A 17,274-nucleotide genomic window follows, 5' to 3' on the forward strand; every position below is an offset into this window, starting at 1 on the left:
GGATGCGGTGCGTCTCAGCTCAGCCGGTCGATCGCCTCGTCGTCGAGCGAGCCGGGGACGATCATCAGCGGGCAGGGGAGCTGGCCCGCGTCGGTGCCGGCGAAGTGGCTGACCAGCTTGCCGGGATTGCCGCTCGCCGCCGCGCCCAGGACCAGCGCCGCGACGTGCGGCTGTTCGGCCAGCAATTCGCGGACCACCGCGACGGGATCGCCCTGGCGCACCGTGATCGACGGCATGACGCCGGTATCCTCGATCAGCGCGCTCGCCGCCTGGGCGACCATCGCTTCGGCGCGCAGCCGGGCCTCCTCCTCGAAGGTGGCCTGGACCGCCCCCCACTGGACGAACTCCTGCTGCGGCACCAGCGCCAGGATCTCGACCGACCCGCCGGTCTTGATGGCGCGCCGGGCGGCGAAGCGCAGGGCGGCGCGCGCGGCCTCATTGTCGTCGATGACAACCATATAGGTACGCACTTTGGCTTATTCCCCTTGCTTCGAACCGGTCCGGTTCCTCAGGCGTGCTTTCTGGCTATCCCGGCCTTGACCTTGTCATCCTGAGCGCGGATGAGGGGCCGGCATCGACCCCAAACCCTCTTCAGGGGATATAATATGCCGATCGAGTTGAAGATGCCCGCCCTTTCTCCGACGATGGAGGAAGGTACTCTCGCCAAATGGCTCGTCAAGGAAGGGGATGCGGTCAAGTCCGGCGATCTCCTCGCCGAGATCGAGACCGACAAGGCGACGATGGAGTTCGAAGCCGTCGACGAAGGCACGATCGCCAAGCTCGTCGTCGCCGAGGGCACCGAGGGCGTCAAGGTCGGCTCGGTGATCGCGCTGATCCAGGGCGAGGACGAGGATGCGGCGCCCAAGGCCGCCCCGAAGGCCGAGGCCGCGCCCAAGCCGGAACCGAAGTCCGCTCCCGCGCCGAAGGCCGAAGCGCCGGCTCCCAAGGCCGAGGCGCCCGCCAGGCCGGCCGCGCCCGCCGCGGCACCGGCCGCCTCGGGCGACCGGGTGAAGGCGAGCCCGCTCGCGCGCCGGCTCGCCCAGGCGCAGGGCGTCGACCTGGCCCAGGTCAGCGGCACCGGCCCTGGCGGCCGGGTGGTGAAGGCCGATCTCGACGGCGCCCCGAAGGCGGCGGCCGCCGCTCCGGCCCAGGCGCCTGCCGCTGCCGCGGCTCCCGCGCCGACCGCCGCTCCCGCCGCGGCGCCCAAGCCCGCCGCGGCGCCGGCGCCGGCCGGTCCGGACGAGATCCCGCACGAGGTCGTCAAGCTGTCGAACATGCGCAAGGTGATCGCGCGGCGGCTGACCGAATCGATGCAGCAGAGCCCGCACATCTTCCTGACGGTCGACATCCGGCTCGATCCGCTGCTCAAGCTGCGCGGCGAGCTCAACGCGTCGCTGGAGGCGCGCGGCGTCAAGCTGTCGGTCAACGACCTGCTGATCAAGGCGCTCGCGGCCGCGCTGATGGACGTGCCCGATTGCAACGTCTCCTTCGCCGGCGACACGCTGATCCAGTACAAGCGCGCCGACATCTCGGTGGCGGTGGCGATCCCGGGCGGCCTGATCACCCCGATCATCAAGGGCGCCGACACCAAGAGCGTCGGCGCGATCGCGACCGAGGCGAAGGACCTCGCCCAGCGCGCCAAGGAGGGCAAGCTCCAGCCGCACGAATATCAGGGCGGCACGGCGTCGATCTCGAACATGGGGATGTTCGGGATCAAGCAGTTCACCGCGGTGATCAACCCGCCCCAGGCGATGATCATGGCGGTCGGCGCAGGCGAGAAGCGGCCCTATGTGGTCGACGATGCGCTGGCGACGGCGACGGTCATGTCGGCCACCGGCAGCTTCGACCATCGCGCCATCGACGGCGCGGTCGGCGCGCAGCTGATGCAGGCGTTCAAGCGGCTGGTCGAAAACCCGCTCGGCCTGCTGGCTTGATGGCCGCAGGCATGGAGCTGCCGCCGGCAGGCGACCCCGCGATACGCGTGGTCGCCATGCCGGCCGACACCAATGCCAATGGCGACATCTTCGGCGGCTGGCTCGTCAGCATGATGGACCTTGCCGCCGGCACGGTGGCGTCGAAGCACAGCAAGGGCCGCGCGGCGACGATCGCGATCGACGGCATGATCTTCCATCGCCCGGTCAAGGTCGGCGACATCGTGTCGGTCTATGCCGATCTTCGATCGGTGGGGCGCACCTCGATGAAGATCGAGGTCGCGGCCTGGCGCCAGGCCCGCGACGGCAGCGAGAATGAACGGGTAACCCAGGCGACGATCACCTTCGTCGCGATAGACGAACAGGGACGGCCCCGCGCCGTCGACGGATAGAACAGGAGCAGGCAGTGGCGGAAACCTACGATCTCATCGTCCTCGGCTCGGGCCCCGGCGGCTATGTCGCGGCGATCCGGGCGGCGCAGCTCGGCCTCAAGACCGCGATCGTCGAGCGCGAGCTGCTCGGCGGCATTTGCCTCAACTGGGGCTGCATCCCGACCAAGGCGCTGCTGCGCTCGGCCGAGATCTACCATCATATGAAGCATGCCGAGGCGTTCGGGCTGTCGGCGGTGAAGCCGGGCTTCGAGCTGGCAAACGTGGTGCAGCGTTCGCGCGGCGTCGCCAAGCAGCTCAACCAGGGCGTCACCGGCCTGATGAAGAAGCACAAGATCGCGGTCCACTTCGGCGACGGCAAGCTGACCGACAAGGGCAAGCTGACGGTCACCAGGGACGGGCAGGCGACCGAGCTGTCGGCGAAGAACATCATCATCGCCACCGGCGCCCGCGCCCGCGACCTGCCCTTCGCCAAGGCGGACGGCGAGCGGATCTGGACCTATCGCCACGCGATGACGCCCAAGGAGATGCCGACCAAGCTGCTGGTGATCGGATCGGGCGCGATCGGGCTGGAGTTCGCGAGCTTCTACGGCGACTTCGGTGCCGAGGTGACGGTGGTCGAGATGCTCGACCGCATCCTGCCGGTGGAGGACGAGGAGGTGAGCGCCTTCATGACCAAGGCCCTCGCCAAGCAGGGGATGAAGATCCGCCCGTCGACCGGCGTGCAGAAGCTCACCCCCTCGGCCAAGGGCGTGACCGCCGAGATCAAGGACAAGGACGGCAAGGTCACCACCGAGGAGTACAGCCACGTCATCGTCGCGGTCGGCATCGTCCCCAATGTCGAGAATATCGGACTGGAGGAGGTCGGGGTCGAGCCCGACAAGCGCTATCACATCAAGACCGACGAATATTGCCGGACCAACGTGCCCGGCATCTACGCGATCGGCGACGTGACCGACGGCCCCTGGCTGGCCCACAAGGCGATGCACGAGGCGGTGATCGCGGCCGAGCATATCGCCGGCGAGCACCCGCATGCGATGGACAAGCGCAACATCCCTGGCTGCACCTATTGCCGCCCGCAGGTGGCGTCGGTCGGCCTGACCGAGGCGAAGGCGAAGGAGGCCGGCTACACGGTCAAGGTCGGCAAATTCCCCTTCATCGGCAACGGCAAGGCGATCGCGCTGGGCGAGCCCGAGGGCTTCGTGAAGACCGTGTTCGACGAGGCGACCGGCGAACTGCTCGGCGCGCACATGGTCGGCGCCGAGGTCACCGAGATGATCCAGGGCTACACCATCGGCAAGACGCTGGAGACCACCGAGGCCGAGCTGATGGGCACCGTCTTCCCGCACCCGACGATCAGCGAGGCGATGCACGAGAGCGTCCTCGCCGCCTATGGACGGCCGCTCCACATCTAAGGGCATGTCGTTCGTCGACCGCCATCGGCGGTTGGCCGATCGTTGCTTGCCTGAAACGCCTGCGCGGCGCGGAAGTCGCGCCCGCGCGGGCGTCATCAGGGAGGCTGCCTTGGGCTTGGGAAGGATGTCGATTCTGGCCGGGCTGGCGACGGTCGTCGTCCTGTGCGGCGATCAGGCGATCGCCTGCGAGCTGGCGCAGCGCCCGAAGCCGGTCATCAAGGCGGCGCAGCCGGGACGTGACTTGCTCGCCCATCTCCAGAAGCGGTTGGACGACCTGCTCCGTCCCGCCACGCCGAGTTCGACGCCGAGCCGCCGTTTCATCCTGCAATAAGGCCGTTCCGGCAGAACTTCTTTCGTCATTCCCGCGGAAGCGGGAATCCACGGTCACGGCACGTTCCGGTCTCTTGCGGGCCGCCGTCCATGGATTCCCGCTTTCGCGGGAATGACGGGAAGAGGGGGCATCGGCAGGCTTCCATTGAAAAAGGACGGGCGCGATGGCCCGTCCATGCTACCCGCCCGATATCGCCCCGATCGGTCGGAGCGTGCCCTCTCTCGTGTGGAGGGACTTGCGGCCTATTCGGTGTCGCCTTCCTCGACCTGCAGCGCTGCGATCTGCGGCAGCGGGCGCAGGCTGCGGTTGAGCGCGAAGCCGGAGCTGGAGAGCAGCGCGGCCATGTCCTCCGACCGGCCGGCGCCGCGGATCTCGAGCGCGGTGAAGCCGGCGTTGAGCAGCGAGGTGATGTCGCGGTCGCGCTGCCAGCCCGACGGCGAGCCGAGCACCACCGCGATCAGGCGATGGCCGTTGCGGACCGCCGAGGCGGTGAGGGTGAAGCCGCTGTCGTTGGTGAAGCCGGTCTTGATGCCGTCGACGCCGGGGACGTTGCCCAGCAGCTTGTTGTGGTTCGCCATCCGCAGCTTGCCGTAGCTGAAGCTCTGCTCCGAGAAGCAATGATAGCGGGCGGGGTGGTTGCGGATCATCGCCGCCGACAGGATGGCGATGTCCTGCGCGGAGGTGAAATGGCCGGGATTGGGCAGGCCGCTGGCGTTGGCGAAGACGGTCTGGCGCATGCCGAGCTGGCGGGCCTTGGCCGTCATCATCCGCGCGAAATTGGCTTCGGTGCCGCCGATCTTCTCGGCCAGCGCCACGGCGACGTCATTGGCCGACTTGACCGCGACGACGCTGATCGCATCGGCCACCGACAGTGACTGGCCGATGCCGAGGCCGAGCTTGGAGGGCCGCTGGCTGGCCGCGAGCGGCGACATCACCACCCGGTCGTCGAGCTTCAGGCGGCCGGCGTCGAGCGCGTCGAACACCAGGTAGAGCGTCATGACCTTGGTGATCGACGCCGGATGGCGGATCGCGGTCGGCTGCTCGGCGTAGAGGATCTCGTTGGTGTCGGCGTCCATCAGCACCGCGGAGAAGCGCGGGGCGCCGAGCGGGCTGGCGGCCTCGGCCGGCGCCGTCGTGGAAACCGCCCAAGGCAGCGGCATCACGGACATGGGCAGGGCCAGCGCCAGGCAGGCCAGCCATCGTGCGAACGCGGATCCAGTCACTATCCAGTCCCCTCTTTATCGACCAGATAGGATTGAATCTAAAGCATTTTCCGGAATCGCGACAGCCGTCCCGAAGCGACTGTTCATGCGCTTCGACTCATTTTAGGCACGGTCGAGCTTGTCGGCATAGATCAGGCGCCCCGGCCCGAGCCGCGCCATGACCTGCGCCAGGTCGCTTTCCCCGAAGGCGAAACACCCCTCCGAACGGCCGAGCTTGCCGTGCTGCGCGATCATCTGCCGCTCGGCATACCAGGCGCCGTGGACCACCACCGCGCGGGCGCGAGCGTTGCTGTTGGTGGGGTCGAGCCCGTCGATCCGGCGCGAGCGGCCGTGATTGCCGTAATATTCCTCGGCGGTGACGAAGGCGCCGCTCGACGAGGCGGCCGAGCCTGGCGCGTTGGAGAATTTCTGGAGCCAGCCGGTGTGCGACGGATCGGAGCCGCGACCATGGGCGACGAGCAGGCTGTCGATCCGGCCCGAGGCGACGTCGAGCAGATGGAAGCGCGGCGCCGAGGAGGGATCGTCGAAATCGCAGATGCCGATCAGGTCGCGCACCTTGATCCGGTCGATATGCCGGCTCATCGCCGCGAGCGCGCGGGACCGGACCTCGGGCCGGAGCCGCGGCGCGGGGATGAGCGGGGCCGCGACCGAAGTCCCGCCCGCCGCCAGTGCCAGTCCGCCGAAAATCCCTGCACCCAGCAATCCGCGCCGGTTCACCGGCGTGTCGATGATATTCCGCAAATGCCCGACCCGCTCTATATACTGAACTATGTCCGTTATTTAGCAGAGCTGGCCCGACATTTCATGGGCGGACTGGGCATTTGTTCCGGCCGCGCGGCGCATCGGCCGTGGACTTTGCACGGTTCATCGCTGCGCCGCCGGCGGTCGGGCCGTCAGCGGCCCGCGACCTGGAGCTTCCCTTCCATCGCCGCGCCCAGCTTCGCGAGCAGTATCTTGTCGCGGCCATAGGGATCGCCGAGCGGGCGGACGGTGCCGTCGGGATCGGCCTGCGCGGTGAAGTAGACGAGGTAGACCGGCACGCTCCGTTCGAGCTGGAAGACCTTCGTCTTGCCCGGATCGGCGAGCGCCGCGTCGAGGCCGTCGCCGCCCTGGAGCATCGCGGCCAGCTCCTCGATATTCTCGACCCGGATGCAGCCATGGCTGAGCGCGCGGTTCTCGCGCGCGAAGACCGCGCGGTTGGGCGTGTCGTGCAGGTAGATGGCATGCGGGTTCGGCATGTCGATCTTGATCCGGCCGAGCGCATTGGTCGGTCCCGGCGCCTGCCAGGCCGAGACGCTGCCGTCCGGATTGCGGATCCAGCGGAAGCCCTTGCCGCGCGTCCCGCCTGCCTTGACGATGCTGTGCGGCACCGTCCAGCCGGGGTTGGCGACGATCGACTGGGCGTAGAGCTCGAGCTGTGGGGTCGGCGTCCTGGGGGCGCCGACCACGACGTTGTAGCTCGCTTCCTCGATCCCGTTGCTGATCACCGACAGGCGGTAGCCGGGGATGTTGACGTAGATGTAGCGATCGCCGAGGTCGCGCGGCATCCAGCGCCAGCGTTCGAGATTGGCGCGGAGCCGGCCGCGCAGCGCCTCGTCGCCGCGCGCGTCGGCATAGGCGGCCCTAAGCGCGCGATACTGGTCGTTGTCCGGCAGCAGGCCACGCAGCCATGGGCCGAGCCGGTCGCGGTCGAGCGCGTCGGCGAGGCCGGCGGCGATGCGATTGGGATCGGCGGGCGGGGCGATATGCCAGTCGAGCGCCGCCTTGTCGTCGATCCGGCCATTGGCATAGTCGTGCGCGATCCGCAGCGCCGAAGCCGTGGCGAGCGCATCGAGCGCCGGGCCCTTCCGCCTGGCTTCGATCGCGGCGCGCAGCGCGTCGGCATTGTAATCGGACGGATTCAGCCCTTCCTCCGCCGAATCCTCGATGACGGCGAGCAGGTCGCGGGCGCTGCCGAGCGACCATCGGCCCGGCATCCGGTCGGGCGCCGCGGCGACACTTTCGGGCGACGGCATGCCCGCCGGCGCACTGCCCCCGAAGGTGAAGCGCAGGCGACCGCGAGCAGCGGCAAGGCGGTCAGCAGGCGTCCCAGGCCGGGGCCCTCGGCGGGGCGGGCGGCGAGGTCGGATCGGGTGTCGTTGCGCGACATGACGAGCCTCCGTGACGATATCCCCACAACGATCGAAGGGACCTCGACGATCCATCGCCGGGCGAAAATCCGGCCGGCGGAACCGGCGAAACTTGTGGCTCGTTCCGCCGGGGGAAAGGGGGTATTGTCGCGCCGGCCGCAATCGACAGGGAACCGATGACCGAACCGCCCGAGAGCCGGCTGATCCTGTTTGCCGCCCTGGCCGCCAATCTCGGCATCGCCGTGGCCAAGTTCGTCGCCGCGGCGATCACCGGGTCCTCGGCGATGCTGACCGAGGGCTTCCATTCGGTCGTCGACAGCCTCAACCAGCTCCTGCTGCTCTACGGCCAGAAGCGATCCGTCCGCCCGCCCGACGAGCGTCACCCGCTCGGCTATGGCCGAGAGCTCTATTTCTGGAGCTTCGTCGTCGCGATCCTGATCTTCTCGACCGGCGCCGGCCTGTCGATCTACGAGGGCGTCCTCCACGTCCTCGACCCCGAACCGATCCGGACGCCGTGGGTCAACTATGTGGTGCTGGCGCTGTCGCTGCTGCTCGAGGGGGCGAGCTGGGGGATCGCGGTGAGGGAGTTCGGGGCGGCCAAGGGCGAGCATGGCTGGTGGGAAGCGGTCCGCCAGTCGAAGGACCCGCCGAGCTTCATCGTCCTGTTCGAGGATTCGGCGGCGATGTTCGGCCTGTTCGTGGCCGGCACCGGCATCACCCTCAGCCTGCTGACTGGCGATGCGCGCTGGGACGGCGTCGCCTCGATCGTCATCGGTCTCGCGCTCGCCGGCGTGGCGCTGGCGCTGGCGCGCGAGTCGAAGGACCTGCTGATCGGCGAGCCGGCCGATCCCGCGCTGGAGGCGGCGGTGCGCGCGGCGATCGACCGCCGGCCCGAGGTGACCGGGGTCAACGAGATCACCACCGTCCATATCGGCCCGCAGGCGATCTTCCTCGGCCTGGCGGTCGACTTCGAGGACGAGGTGCCGGTCGGCTGGGTCGAGGCGATGATCGCCGAGGCCGAGGCGGAGCTGCGCGCGCGCTGGCCGGCGCTGCGCGCCATCTATATCAAGCCGCAGGCGAAGCCGCCGCCCGAGCTGCCATGATCCTCGTCCTCACCAGTTGCGGCTCGGTGGCCGAGGCCGAGCGGATCGCCGAGGCGCTGGTCGGCGAACGGCTCGCGGCCTGCGTCCAGATCGTGCCGATGCGCAGCGTCTATCGCTGGCAGGGGGCGATCGAGCGGGCCGAGGAATGGCAGCTCCAGGCCAAGACCCGCGCCGCGCTCGCCGATCGGGTCGAGGCGCGAATCAAGGCGCTCCACGGCTATGATCTGCCCGAGATCGTCCTGCTGCCGGTTCAGGCCTCCGCGGACTATGCCGCCTGGGTCGCGGCGGAGACGGGGGAGGGGCGATAGGCCCTGCGGACAACGGCTGCCAAAATCCGGCGGTTCCACCGGTTGACCCGATCCGACTCCTTCTCTATAGGCGCGCCCTGCCCTAGGCCGGTCCGCCGGCGCTGGGGCGCTTGAACATTGCCGATGCGTGTGATGGCCCGGGAGGTCGCAAAGACCGCCGGGGCCTTCGTGCATTTCCGCTTGTCCGGCAACGGGCGGCGGAAGGTGATTCGGGCATCGGTAAAGTAACTCTTAGAGGTGAAGGGCTTCATGCCGACGATCAACCAGCTGATCCGCAAGGGTCGCGAACCGCAGAAGGCCAAGTCGAAGGTCCCTGCGATGGAAAAGAACCCGCAGAAGCGCGGCGTTTGCACGCGCGTCTACACGACGACCCCGAAGAAGCCGAACTCGGCGCTGCGCAAGGTGGCCAAGGTCCGCCTGACCAACAGCCGCGAAGTGATCAGCTACATTCCGGGCGAAGGCCACAACCTCCAGGAGCACTCGGTGGTCCTGATCCGCGGCGGCCGTGTGCGCGACCTTCCGGGCGTGCGCTATCACGTTCTCCGCGGCGTGCTCGACACGCAGGGTGTCAAGGATCGCAAGCAGAGCCGTTCGAAGTACGGCGCCAAGCGTCCCAAGTAAGAGGTAGATCGAAATGGCTCGTCGTCGCCGTCCCGAAAAGCGCGAAATTCTCCCCGATCCGAAGTTCGGGGATGTCGTGCTCAGCAAGTTCATGAACAGCGTCATGCTCGACGGCAAGAAGTCCGTCGCCGAAGGCATCGTCTATGGCGCTCTCGAAACCATCGAAACCCGCGCCAAGCGCGAGCCGCTGGGCGTCTTCCATGAAGCGCTCAACAATGTGAAGCCGGGCATCGAGGTCCGCAGCCGCCGCGTCGGCGGTGCGACCTACCAGGTCCCGGTCGAGGTCCGTCCGGACCGTTCGCAGGCGCTCGCCATCCGCTGGCTGATCAGCGCCGCGCGGGCGCGGTCGGAGCACACCATGGCCGGTCGTCTGTCGGGCGAGCTGCTGGATGCCGCGAACAACCGTGGCAATGCGGTCAAGAAGCGTGAGGACACGCACCGCATGGCCGAGGCGAACCGCGCCTTCTCGCACTATCGCTGGTAACAGCGACGCGCTTCGGGCCCGCTCCCCATGGGGCGGGCTCGAAAGTGTAACAGTCCGTTCCCATATCGTCGGAGCCGGGTCGGCAGGACCCGTCCCCGACATCGGAGTTTAAGATCATGGCCCGCAGCCACCCGCTCGAGAAATATCGCAATATCGGCATCATGGCCCACATCGATGCCGGCAAGACGACGACGACCGAGCGTATCCTCTACTACACCGGCAAGTCCTACAAGATCGGCGAGGTCCATGAGGGCACCGCGACGATGGACTGGATGGAGCAGGAGCAAGAGCGCGGGATCACGATCACGTCGGCCGCGACGACCTGTTTCTGGAACGACCACCGGATCAACATCATCGACACCCCCGGCCACGTCGACTTCACCATCGAGGTCGAGCGTTCGCTGCGCGTGCTCGACGGCGCCGTGACGGCGTTCGACGGCGTCGCCGGCGTCGAGCCGCAGTCGGAGACGGTGTGGCGCCAGGCCGACAAGTACCGCGTCCCGCGCATGTGCTACGTCAACAAGCTCGACCGCACCGGCGCGAACTTCCAGCGCTGCGTCCAGATGATCAAGGACCGCCTCGGCGCGCGTCCGGCCGTCCTCTATCTCCCGATCGGCATCGAGAGCAGCTTTGTCGGCCTCGTCGACCTGGTCGAGAACCGCGCGATCGTCTGGCTCGAGGAGAGCCTGGGCGCGAAGTTCGAATATCGCGACATCCCGGACGACATGAAGGATGAGGCCGCCGTGGCCCGCCAGGAGCTGATCGAGCTTGCCGTCGAGCAGGACGAGGCGGCGATGGAATCCTATCTCGAGGGCAACGAGCCCGACGTCGCGACCCTGAAGGCGCTGCTGCGCAAGGGCACGCTGGCGTTCGACTTCGTCCCCGTGCTGTGCGGCTCGTCGTTCAAGAACAAGGGCGTCCAGCCGCTGCTCGACGCCGTCGTCGACTATCTGCCGAGCCCGCTCGACATTCCCGACGTGCAGGGCGTCAAGCTCGACGGCGAGACCCCGGACTCGCGTCCGGCCGAGGACTCGGCGCCGATGTCGGCGCTGGCCTTCAAGATCATGAACGATCCGTTCGTCGGCTCGCTCACTTTCGCGCGCATCTATTCGGGCAAGCTCGAAAAGGGCACCTACCTGAACAGCGTGAAGGACAAGAAGGAAAAGATCGGCCGCATGCTGCTGATGCATGCGAACAGCCGCGAGGACATCGAAGAGGCCTATGCGGGCGACATCGTCGCGCTGGCCGGCCTCAAGGAGACCACCACCGGCGACACGCTGTGCGCGCCGTCGGCGCCGATCATCCTCGAGCGGATGGAGTTCCCGGACCCCGTCATCGAGCTGTCGGTGGAGCCGAAGACCAAGGCCGACCAGGAGAAGATGGGCATCGCGCTCAACCGCCTGGCCGCCGAGGACCCCTCGTTCCGCGTCTCGTCCGACCACGAGTCCGGCCAGACCATCATCAAGGGCATGGGCGAACTCCACCTCGAGATACTCGTCGACCGCATGAAGCGCGAGTTCAAGGTCGAGGCGAACGTCGGCGCGCCGCAGGTCGCCTATCGCGAATATCTCAAGAAGCCGGTCGAGCTGGTCTACACCCACAAGAAGCAGTCGGGTGGTTCGGGCCAGTTCGGTGAGGTCAAGGTCCAGGTCAAGCCGGGCGAGCGCGGCTCGGGCTTCGTCTTCGTCGACGAGGTCAAGGGCGGCAACATCCCGCGCGAGTATATCCCGTCGGTCGAGAAGGGCATGCGCGAGACCGCCGAGGGTGGCTCGCTGATCGGCTTCCCGATCGTGGACGTCGAAGTCCACCTGATCGACGGCAAGTATCACGACGTCGACTCGTCGGCGCTCGCCTTCGAGATCACGGGCCGTGGCGCGATGCGCGAGGCGGCCCAGAAGGCCGGCATCACCATCCTCGAGCCGATCATGAAGGTCGAGGTCGTGACGCCGGAGGATTATCTGGGCGACGTGATCGGCGACATGAACAGCCGCCGTGGCCAGATCCAGGGCACCGACAGCCGGGGCAACGCCCAGGTCGTCGAGGCGATGGTCCCGCTGGCGAACATGTTCGGCTACGTGAACCAGCTCCGCTCGTTCACCCAGGGCCGTGCGCAGTACAGCATGCAGTTCTCGCACTATGACGAAGTCCCGGCGAACGTCGCGGACGAGGTCAAGGCAAAGCTGGCATAATCGGTAATTTGTGGTTATGGGCGCGTCCGCATCGGGCGGCGCGTCCGGCAATTGATTCGAAGAGAAGAGGCAAAAAATGGCTAAGGCTAAGTTTGAGCGGACCAAGCCGCACTGCAATATCGGCACCATCGGCCACGTCGACCATGGCAAGACGTCGCTCACGGCAGCCATCACCAAGGTCCTCGCCGAGACCGGCGGCGCGACCTTCGTCGACTATGCCAACATCGACAAGGCTCCCGAGGAGCGCGAGCGCGGCATCACCATCTCGACCGCGCACGTCGAGTATGAGACCGAGCAGCGCCACTATGCGCACGTCGATTGCCCGGGCCACGCCGACTATGTGAAGAACATGATCACCGGCGCCGCGCAGATGGACGGCGGCATCCTCGTCGTCTCGGCCACCGACGGCCCGATGCCGCAGACCCGCGAGCACATCCTGCTCGCCCGTCAGGTCGGCGTTCCGGCGCTCGTCGTGTTCATGAACAAGGTCGACCTCGTCGACGACGCCGAGATCCTGGAGCTCGTCGAGCTCGAGGTTCGCGAGCTGCTCTCGTCCTACGAGTTCCCGGGCGACGACATCCCCGTCATCAAGGGTTCGGCCGTCAAGGCGCTCGACGGCACCAACGACGAGATCGGCCGCAACGCCGTCCTCGAGCTGATGGCCGCTGTCGACTCGTACATCCCGCAGCCCGAGCGTCCGCTCGACAAGCCGTTCCTGATGCCGATCGAAGACGTGTTCTCGATCTCGGGCCGCGGCACCGTCGTCACCGGCCGCGTCGAGACCGGCATGGTCAAGGTCGGCGAGGAAGTCGAGATCGTCGGCATCAAGGACACCCGCAAGACCACCGTCACGGGCGTCGAGATGTTCCGCAAGCTGCTCGACCAGGGCCAGGCCGGCGACAACATCGGCGCCCTGATCCGCGGCGTCGGCCGTGAGGAAGTCGAGCGTGGCCAGGTTCTCGCCAAGCCGGGTTCGATCAAGCCGCACACCGACTTCTCGTCGGAAGTCTACGTGCTGTCGAAGGAAGAGGGTGGCCGTCACACGCCGTTCTTCGCCAACTATCGTCCGCAGTTCTACTTCCGCACCACGGACGTCACCGGCACCGTCGAGCTGCCCGAGGGCACCGAGATGGTCATGCCCGGCGACAACGTGAAGCTCGGCGTCAAGCTCATCGCCCCGATCGCCATGGAAGAGGGCCTGCGCTTCTCGATCCGTGAAGGCGGCCGCACCGTCGGCGCCGGGGTTGTCAGCTCGATCTCGAAGTAATATAGCGCGTTCAAACGGGCCGGCCGGCCCCTTCGGGGGTCGGCCGGTTCGCTTTTGTAGAATATAGTTGGAAAGCGGCGCTCTTGCCGCACGGCTCTTTCGCATCGGTGTAGGACATGGAAACGCAGAATATCCGTATTCGCCTGAAGGCATTCGATCATCGTGTGCTCGATCAGGCTACCGGCGACATCGCCGATACCGCCCGCCGTACCGGCGCGCTCATCCGTGGTCCGATCCCGCTGCCCACCCGCATCGAGAAGTTCACCGTGAACCGCGGCCCGCACATCGACAAGAAGTCGCGCGAGCAGTTCGAGGTGCGGACCTACAAGCGGCTGCTGGACATCGTGCAGCCCACCCCGCAGACGGTCGACGCGCTGATGAAGCTCGATCTCGCAGCGGGTGTTGATGTCGAGATCAAACTGGCCTAAGAGGCCGGCTCAGCGCGGGGGCGAATCGCTCCCGCGCTCGTCATTTTTCTCCCTTCGGGGATCGAGGGATGGCGGAAGATAGGGATACCGACCGGCCTGATCCTCGGAGAGGTGCCGGTGACTGGTCCCCGCCTTTCGCAGCAATGCGAAATCCATGCCCAGGCGGGGGCTATCGAAAATTGGGCTGGAGGCTTCGGTTCATACCGGAGCTTTTTTCGTTGGCACGCTCGCCGCTAACGCGAGCCTCTGTTGGGAAGGAACGGATCATGCGCACTGGCGTGATCGCGAAGAAGATGGGGATGACCCGCTTGTTCCAGGAAGATGGTCGGCACGTGCCGGTCACCGTCCTGGCACTGGAGAATGTACAGGTCGTGGCTCGCCGCGAGCAGGACCGCGACGGTTATGTCGCCGTCCAGCTCGGCGCCGGTTCGGCCAAGCCGAAGAATCTCACCAAGCCGGAGCGCGGCCATTTCGGCAAGGCCGAAGTGGAGCCGAAGGCTTTCGTCGCCGAGTTCCGCGTGTCGGAAGACGGCCTGCTCGACGTGGGCGCGGAAATCTCCGCCGACCATTATGTCGCGGGCCAGTTCGTCGACATCCAGGGCAGCACCCAGGGCAAGGGCTTCGCGGGCGGCATGAAGCGTTGGGGCTTCGGCGGTCTGCGCGCCACCCACGGCGTCTCGGTCTCGCACCGCTCGCTCGGTTCGACCGGTCAGCGCCAGGATCCGGGCAAGGTCTTCAAGAACAAGAAGATGGCCGGTCACATGGGTGACAAGAACCGCACCCAGCAGAACCTCGAGATCGTCCAGACCGACGCCGAGCGTGGCCTTCTGTTCGTCAAGGGCTCGGTTCCGGGCTCGAAGGGCGGCTGGCTGCTGGTCAAGGACTCGGTCAAGATCGCCGCTCCCAAGGACGCGCCGTTCCCGGCCGGCCTGAAGTCGGCGGCCAACAGCAACAGCGCGCCTGCCGAGACGCCCGCGGAGGAAGTCGCGGCTCCCGAGGCCACCGAAGGCCAGGAGGGCTGATAGATGAAGGTCAAGGTCCAGACCCTCGACGCCAAGGCGTCGGGTGACATCGAGCTCAACGACGAGGTCTTCGCCGTCGAGCCGCGCGCCGACATTCTCGCCCGCGTCGTCCAGTGGCAGCTCCACAACCGTCGCGCTCCGGCGCGTGCGGCGCGCGAGCGTTCGGACGTCGCCCGCACGGGCAAGAAGTTCGGTCGCCAGAAGGGCGGCGGCACCGCTCGTCACGGCGATCGCCGCGCTCCCGTCTTCATCGGCGGCGGCAAGGCCCATGGTCCCCGCGCCCGGGTGTTCGAGAGCAGCCTCAACAAGAAGGTCCGCGCGCTCGGCCTGAAGATGGCGCTGTCGTCGAAGGCCAAGGACGGCAAGCTGGTCGTGGTCGACACGCTCGAGCTCAAGGACGCCAAGACCAAGGCGCTGATCGCCAAGATCGGCAAGCTCGGTTTCGGCGCGACGGCGCTGGTGATCGACGGCGAGGCGGTCGACAACGGCTTCCAGCTCGCTTCGTCGAACATCCACACGATCAACGTGCTGCCGGCGATCGGTGCCAACGTCTACGACATTCTGAAGCATGAGACGCTGGTGCTGACGCGCGCCGCTGTCGAGAAGCTGGAGGCGCGCTTCAATGGCTAAGAAGGAAGCCGTGGTGGACAACCGCCACTATGACGTGGTGCTGCGGCCCCACATCACCGAAAAGACCACCTTGCTCTCCGAGCACAACGCCGTGGTGTTCCAGGTTGCGGGCGATGCCAGCAAGCCGGAGATCAAGGCCGCTGTCGAGGCGCTGTTCAACGTCAAGGTCACCGGCGTGAACACGATCGTCTCCAAGGGCAAGACGAAGCGCTGGAAGGGCACGCCCTACAAGCGCTCCGACGTGAAGAAGGCGATCGTGACGCTGGCCGAAGGCCAGTCCATCGATGTGACGGAAGGCGTGCGCTGAGATGGCACTCAAGCATTACAACCCGACGAGCCCGGCCCGCCGCGGCCTCATCCTCGTCGACAAGTCGGGCCTCCACAAGGGCAAGCCCGTCAAGGCGCTGACCGAAGGCAAGCGCAAGTCGGGTGGCCGTAACAACCAGGGCCATGCGACCGCGCGCGGCATCGCCGGCGGTCACAAGCAGAAGTATCGCATCGTCGACTTCAAGCGTCGGAAGTGGGATCAGCCCGCGACCGTCGAGCGCCTGGAATATGACCCGAACCGTTCGGCCTTCATCGCCCTGGTGAAGTATGAGGACGGCGAGCTGGCCTATATCCTCGCGCCGCAGCGCCTGGCGGCCGGCGACGTGGTCCTCGCGGCCAAGAAGACCGACACCAAGCCGGGCAACGCGATGGAGATCGGCCAGGCCCCGGTCGGCACGATCGTCCACAATGTCGAGATGAAGCCCGGCAAGGGCGGTCAGATCGCGCGTGCGGCGGGCACCTATGTGCAGATCGTCGGCCGCGACAAGGGCATGGTGATGGTCCGCCTGAACTCGGGCGAGCAGCGCTACATCCGGTCGGACTGCATGTGCACCGTCGGTGCCGTGTCGAACCCGGACAATGCGAACCAGAACCTCGCCAAGGCCGGTCGCAACCGCTGGCTCGGCCGTCGTCCGCTCACCCGCGGCGTCGCCAAGAACCCGGTCGACCACCCGCATGGCGGCGGCGAAGGCCGCACCTCGGGCGGCCGTCATCCGGTCACCCCGTGGGGCAAGCCCACCAAGGGTGCGCGGACCCGCCACAACAAGGCGACCGACAAGTTCATCATCCGTTCGCGCCACGCGAAGAAGAAGAGGTAATCCATGGCCCGTTCCATCTGGAAAGGTCCGTTCGTCGATCTCCACCTTCTCCGGAAGGCGGAAGGCGCTCAGGACAGTGGCGCGCGCGCTCCGATCAAGACCTGGTCGCGTCGTTCGACCATCTTGCCGCAGTTCGTCGGTCTGACGTTCAACGTCTACAATGGCCGCAAGTTCGTGCCGGTTTCGGTCTCCGAGGAAATGGTCGGTCACAAGCTGGGTGAATTCGCGCCGACGCGCTACTTCCCCGGCCACGCCGACAAGAAGGGTAAGCGCTGATGTCGAAGCCCGCAGCTCCCCGTCGGGTCGGTGAGAAGGAGGCCCTCGCGGTCGCCACCACCGTTCGCGGCAGCCCGTACAAGCTCAACCTGGTCGCGGGCCTGATCCGCGGCAAGAAGGCCGGCGACGCGCTCAACATCCTGACCTTCTCGAAGAAGGCGATGGCTGTCGACGTCCGCAAGGTGCTCGCCTCGGCGATCGCCAATGCCGAGAACAACCACAACCTCGACGTCGACGCGCTCGTCGTGAAGGAGGCTTCGGTCGGCAAGTCGATCGTCATGAAGCGCTTCGCCACCCGCGGCCGCGGCAAGTCGACCCGCATCATCAAGCCGTTCGCGCGCCTTCGGGTCGTCGTTCGCGAGCAGCAGGAAGAGGCTGAATAA

General features: G+C 67.0%; 21 protein-coding genes. 17 read left to right on the top strand and 4 right to left on the bottom strand.

Annotation, left to right across the window (positions count from 1 at the left end; genetic code table 11):
* Positions 1-14: 14 nt before the first annotated feature.
* Positions 15-470, bottom strand: a complete 456-nt coding sequence (locus HRJ34_RS26380) for a universal stress protein (RefSeq protein ID WP_011952211.1) — start codon at positions 468-470, stop codon at positions 15-17.
* Between the two features lie 135 nt (positions 471-605).
* Here HRJ34_RS26380 and HRJ34_RS26385 point away from each other — a divergent pair, with 135 nt between their 5' ends.
* From HRJ34_RS26385 to HRJ34_RS29335, 4 genes are all read left to right on the top strand, one after another.
* Positions 606-1,934, top strand: coding sequence for a pyruvate dehydrogenase complex dihydrolipoamide acetyltransferase (locus HRJ34_RS26385; RefSeq protein WP_208632916.1), 1,329 nt, complete (start codon positions 606-608; stop codon positions 1,932-1,934).
* Positions 1,934-2,323, top strand: a complete 390-nt coding sequence (locus HRJ34_RS26390; RefSeq protein ID WP_029994459.1) for an acyl-CoA thioesterase — start codon at positions 1,934-1,936, stop codon at positions 2,321-2,323. The genes HRJ34_RS26385 and HRJ34_RS26390 overlap by 1 nt, the downstream gene beginning before the upstream one ends.
* Before the next feature lie 14 nt (positions 2,324-2,337).
* The gene (gene lpdA, locus HRJ34_RS26395) at positions 2,338-3,735 is read left to right on the top strand and encodes a dihydrolipoyl dehydrogenase (protein WP_011952208.1); all 1,398 of its coding nucleotides are present in this window, start codon (positions 2,338-2,340) and stop codon (positions 3,733-3,735) included.
* Positions 3,736-3,859: 124 nt separating this feature from the next.
* Positions 3,860-4,066 (top strand): hypothetical protein, encoded by a 207-nt coding sequence (locus HRJ34_RS29335; RefSeq protein WP_226948968.1) that lies wholly within the window; start codon positions 3,860-3,862, stop codon positions 4,064-4,066.
* Between the two features lie 242 nt (positions 4,067-4,308).
* On the opposite strand, the gene HRJ34_RS26405 is transcribed toward HRJ34_RS29335, so the two are convergent.
* The 3 genes from HRJ34_RS26405 to HRJ34_RS26415 all read right to left on the bottom strand — a co-directional run bounded on the left by HRJ34_RS26405 (position 4,309) and on the right by HRJ34_RS26415 (position 7,304).
* A complete protein-coding gene (locus HRJ34_RS26405; RefSeq protein ID WP_011952206.1) occupies positions 4,309-5,289 on the bottom strand; it encodes a D-alanyl-D-alanine carboxypeptidase family protein in 981 nt (326 codons plus the stop codon).
* Positions 5,290-5,391: 102 nt separating this feature from the next.
* Positions 5,392-6,030 carry a murein L,D-transpeptidase catalytic domain family protein gene (locus HRJ34_RS26410; protein WP_011952205.1) on the bottom strand — a complete coding sequence of 213 codons (639 nt, stop codon included), beginning with the start codon at positions 6,028-6,030 and terminating at the stop codon, positions 5,392-5,394.
* 152 nt (positions 6,031-6,182) lie between these two features.
* Complete coding sequence (locus HRJ34_RS26415; protein WP_208632918.1) at positions 6,183-7,304, bottom strand: L,D-transpeptidase family protein; 1,122 nt, start codon at positions 7,302-7,304, stop codon at positions 6,183-6,185.
* A gap of 290 nt (positions 7,305-7,594) precedes the next feature.
* Here HRJ34_RS26415 and HRJ34_RS26420 point away from each other — a divergent pair, with 290 nt between their 5' ends.
* From HRJ34_RS26420 to rplV, 13 genes are all read left to right on the top strand, one after another.
* The gene (locus HRJ34_RS26420) at positions 7,595-8,521 is read left to right on the top strand and encodes a cation diffusion facilitator family transporter (RefSeq protein ID WP_208632919.1); all 927 of its coding nucleotides are present in this window, start codon (positions 7,595-7,597) and stop codon (positions 8,519-8,521) included.
* Positions 8,518-8,829, top strand: a complete 312-nt coding sequence (gene cutA, locus HRJ34_RS26425) for a divalent-cation tolerance protein CutA (protein WP_016745244.1) — start codon at positions 8,518-8,520, stop codon at positions 8,827-8,829. The genes HRJ34_RS26420 and cutA overlap by 4 nt, the downstream gene beginning before the upstream one ends.
* A gap of 249 nt (positions 8,830-9,078) precedes the next feature.
* Positions 9,079-9,450 (top strand): 30S ribosomal protein S12, encoded by a 372-nt coding sequence (gene rpsL / locus HRJ34_RS26430; RefSeq protein ID WP_011952201.1) that lies wholly within the window; start codon positions 9,079-9,081, stop codon positions 9,448-9,450.
* Between the two features lie 13 nt (positions 9,451-9,463).
* Positions 9,464-9,934, top strand: a complete 471-nt coding sequence (gene rpsG, locus HRJ34_RS26435; protein ID WP_011952200.1) for a 30S ribosomal protein S7 — start codon at positions 9,464-9,466, stop codon at positions 9,932-9,934.
* A gap of 116 nt (positions 9,935-10,050) precedes the next feature.
* Complete coding sequence (fusA, locus tag HRJ34_RS26440) at positions 10,051-12,123, top strand: elongation factor G (protein ID WP_011952199.1); 2,073 nt, start codon at positions 10,051-10,053, stop codon at positions 12,121-12,123.
* A 76-nt stretch (positions 12,124-12,199) separates the two neighbouring features.
* Complete coding sequence (tuf, locus tag HRJ34_RS26445) at positions 12,200-13,390, top strand: elongation factor Tu (RefSeq protein WP_011952198.1); 1,191 nt, start codon at positions 12,200-12,202, stop codon at positions 13,388-13,390.
* A 116-nt stretch (positions 13,391-13,506) separates the two neighbouring features.
* Positions 13,507-13,818: a 30S ribosomal protein S10 gene (gene rpsJ / locus HRJ34_RS26450; protein ID WP_011952197.1), complete on the top strand. Its 312-nt coding sequence runs from the start codon at positions 13,507-13,509 to the stop codon at positions 13,816-13,818.
* 266 nt (positions 13,819-14,084) lie between these two features.
* Complete coding sequence (gene rplC, locus HRJ34_RS26455) at positions 14,085-14,840, top strand: 50S ribosomal protein L3 (protein WP_029548672.1); 756 nt, start codon at positions 14,085-14,087, stop codon at positions 14,838-14,840.
* Positions 14,841-14,843: 3 nt separating this feature from the next.
* Positions 14,844-15,470 carry a 50S ribosomal protein L4 gene (rplD, locus tag HRJ34_RS26460; RefSeq protein WP_011952195.1) on the top strand — a complete coding sequence of 209 codons (627 nt, stop codon included), beginning with the start codon at positions 14,844-14,846 and terminating at the stop codon, positions 15,468-15,470.
* A complete protein-coding gene (locus HRJ34_RS26465) occupies positions 15,463-15,777 on the top strand; it encodes a 50S ribosomal protein L23 (protein WP_011952194.1) in 315 nt (104 codons plus the stop codon). The genes rplD and HRJ34_RS26465 overlap by 8 nt, the downstream gene beginning before the upstream one ends.
* A 1-nt stretch (position 15,778) precedes the next feature.
* Complete coding sequence (gene rplB / locus HRJ34_RS26470; RefSeq protein WP_011952193.1) at positions 15,779-16,615, top strand: 50S ribosomal protein L2; 837 nt, start codon at positions 15,779-15,781, stop codon at positions 16,613-16,615.
* 3 nt (positions 16,616-16,618) lie between these two features.
* Positions 16,619-16,891: a 30S ribosomal protein S19 gene (rpsS, locus tag HRJ34_RS26475; RefSeq protein ID WP_011952192.1), complete on the top strand. Its 273-nt coding sequence runs from the start codon at positions 16,619-16,621 to the stop codon at positions 16,889-16,891.
* A complete protein-coding gene (rplV, locus tag HRJ34_RS26480; protein ID WP_011952191.1) occupies positions 16,891-17,274 on the top strand; it encodes a 50S ribosomal protein L22 in 384 nt (127 codons plus the stop codon). Before rpsS ends, rplV begins: the two co-directional genes overlap by 1 nt.

This window comes from Rhizorhabdus wittichii (assembly GCF_017607425.1).
GTDB lineage: Bacteria > Pseudomonadota > Alphaproteobacteria > Sphingomonadales > Sphingomonadaceae > Rhizorhabdus > Rhizorhabdus wittichii.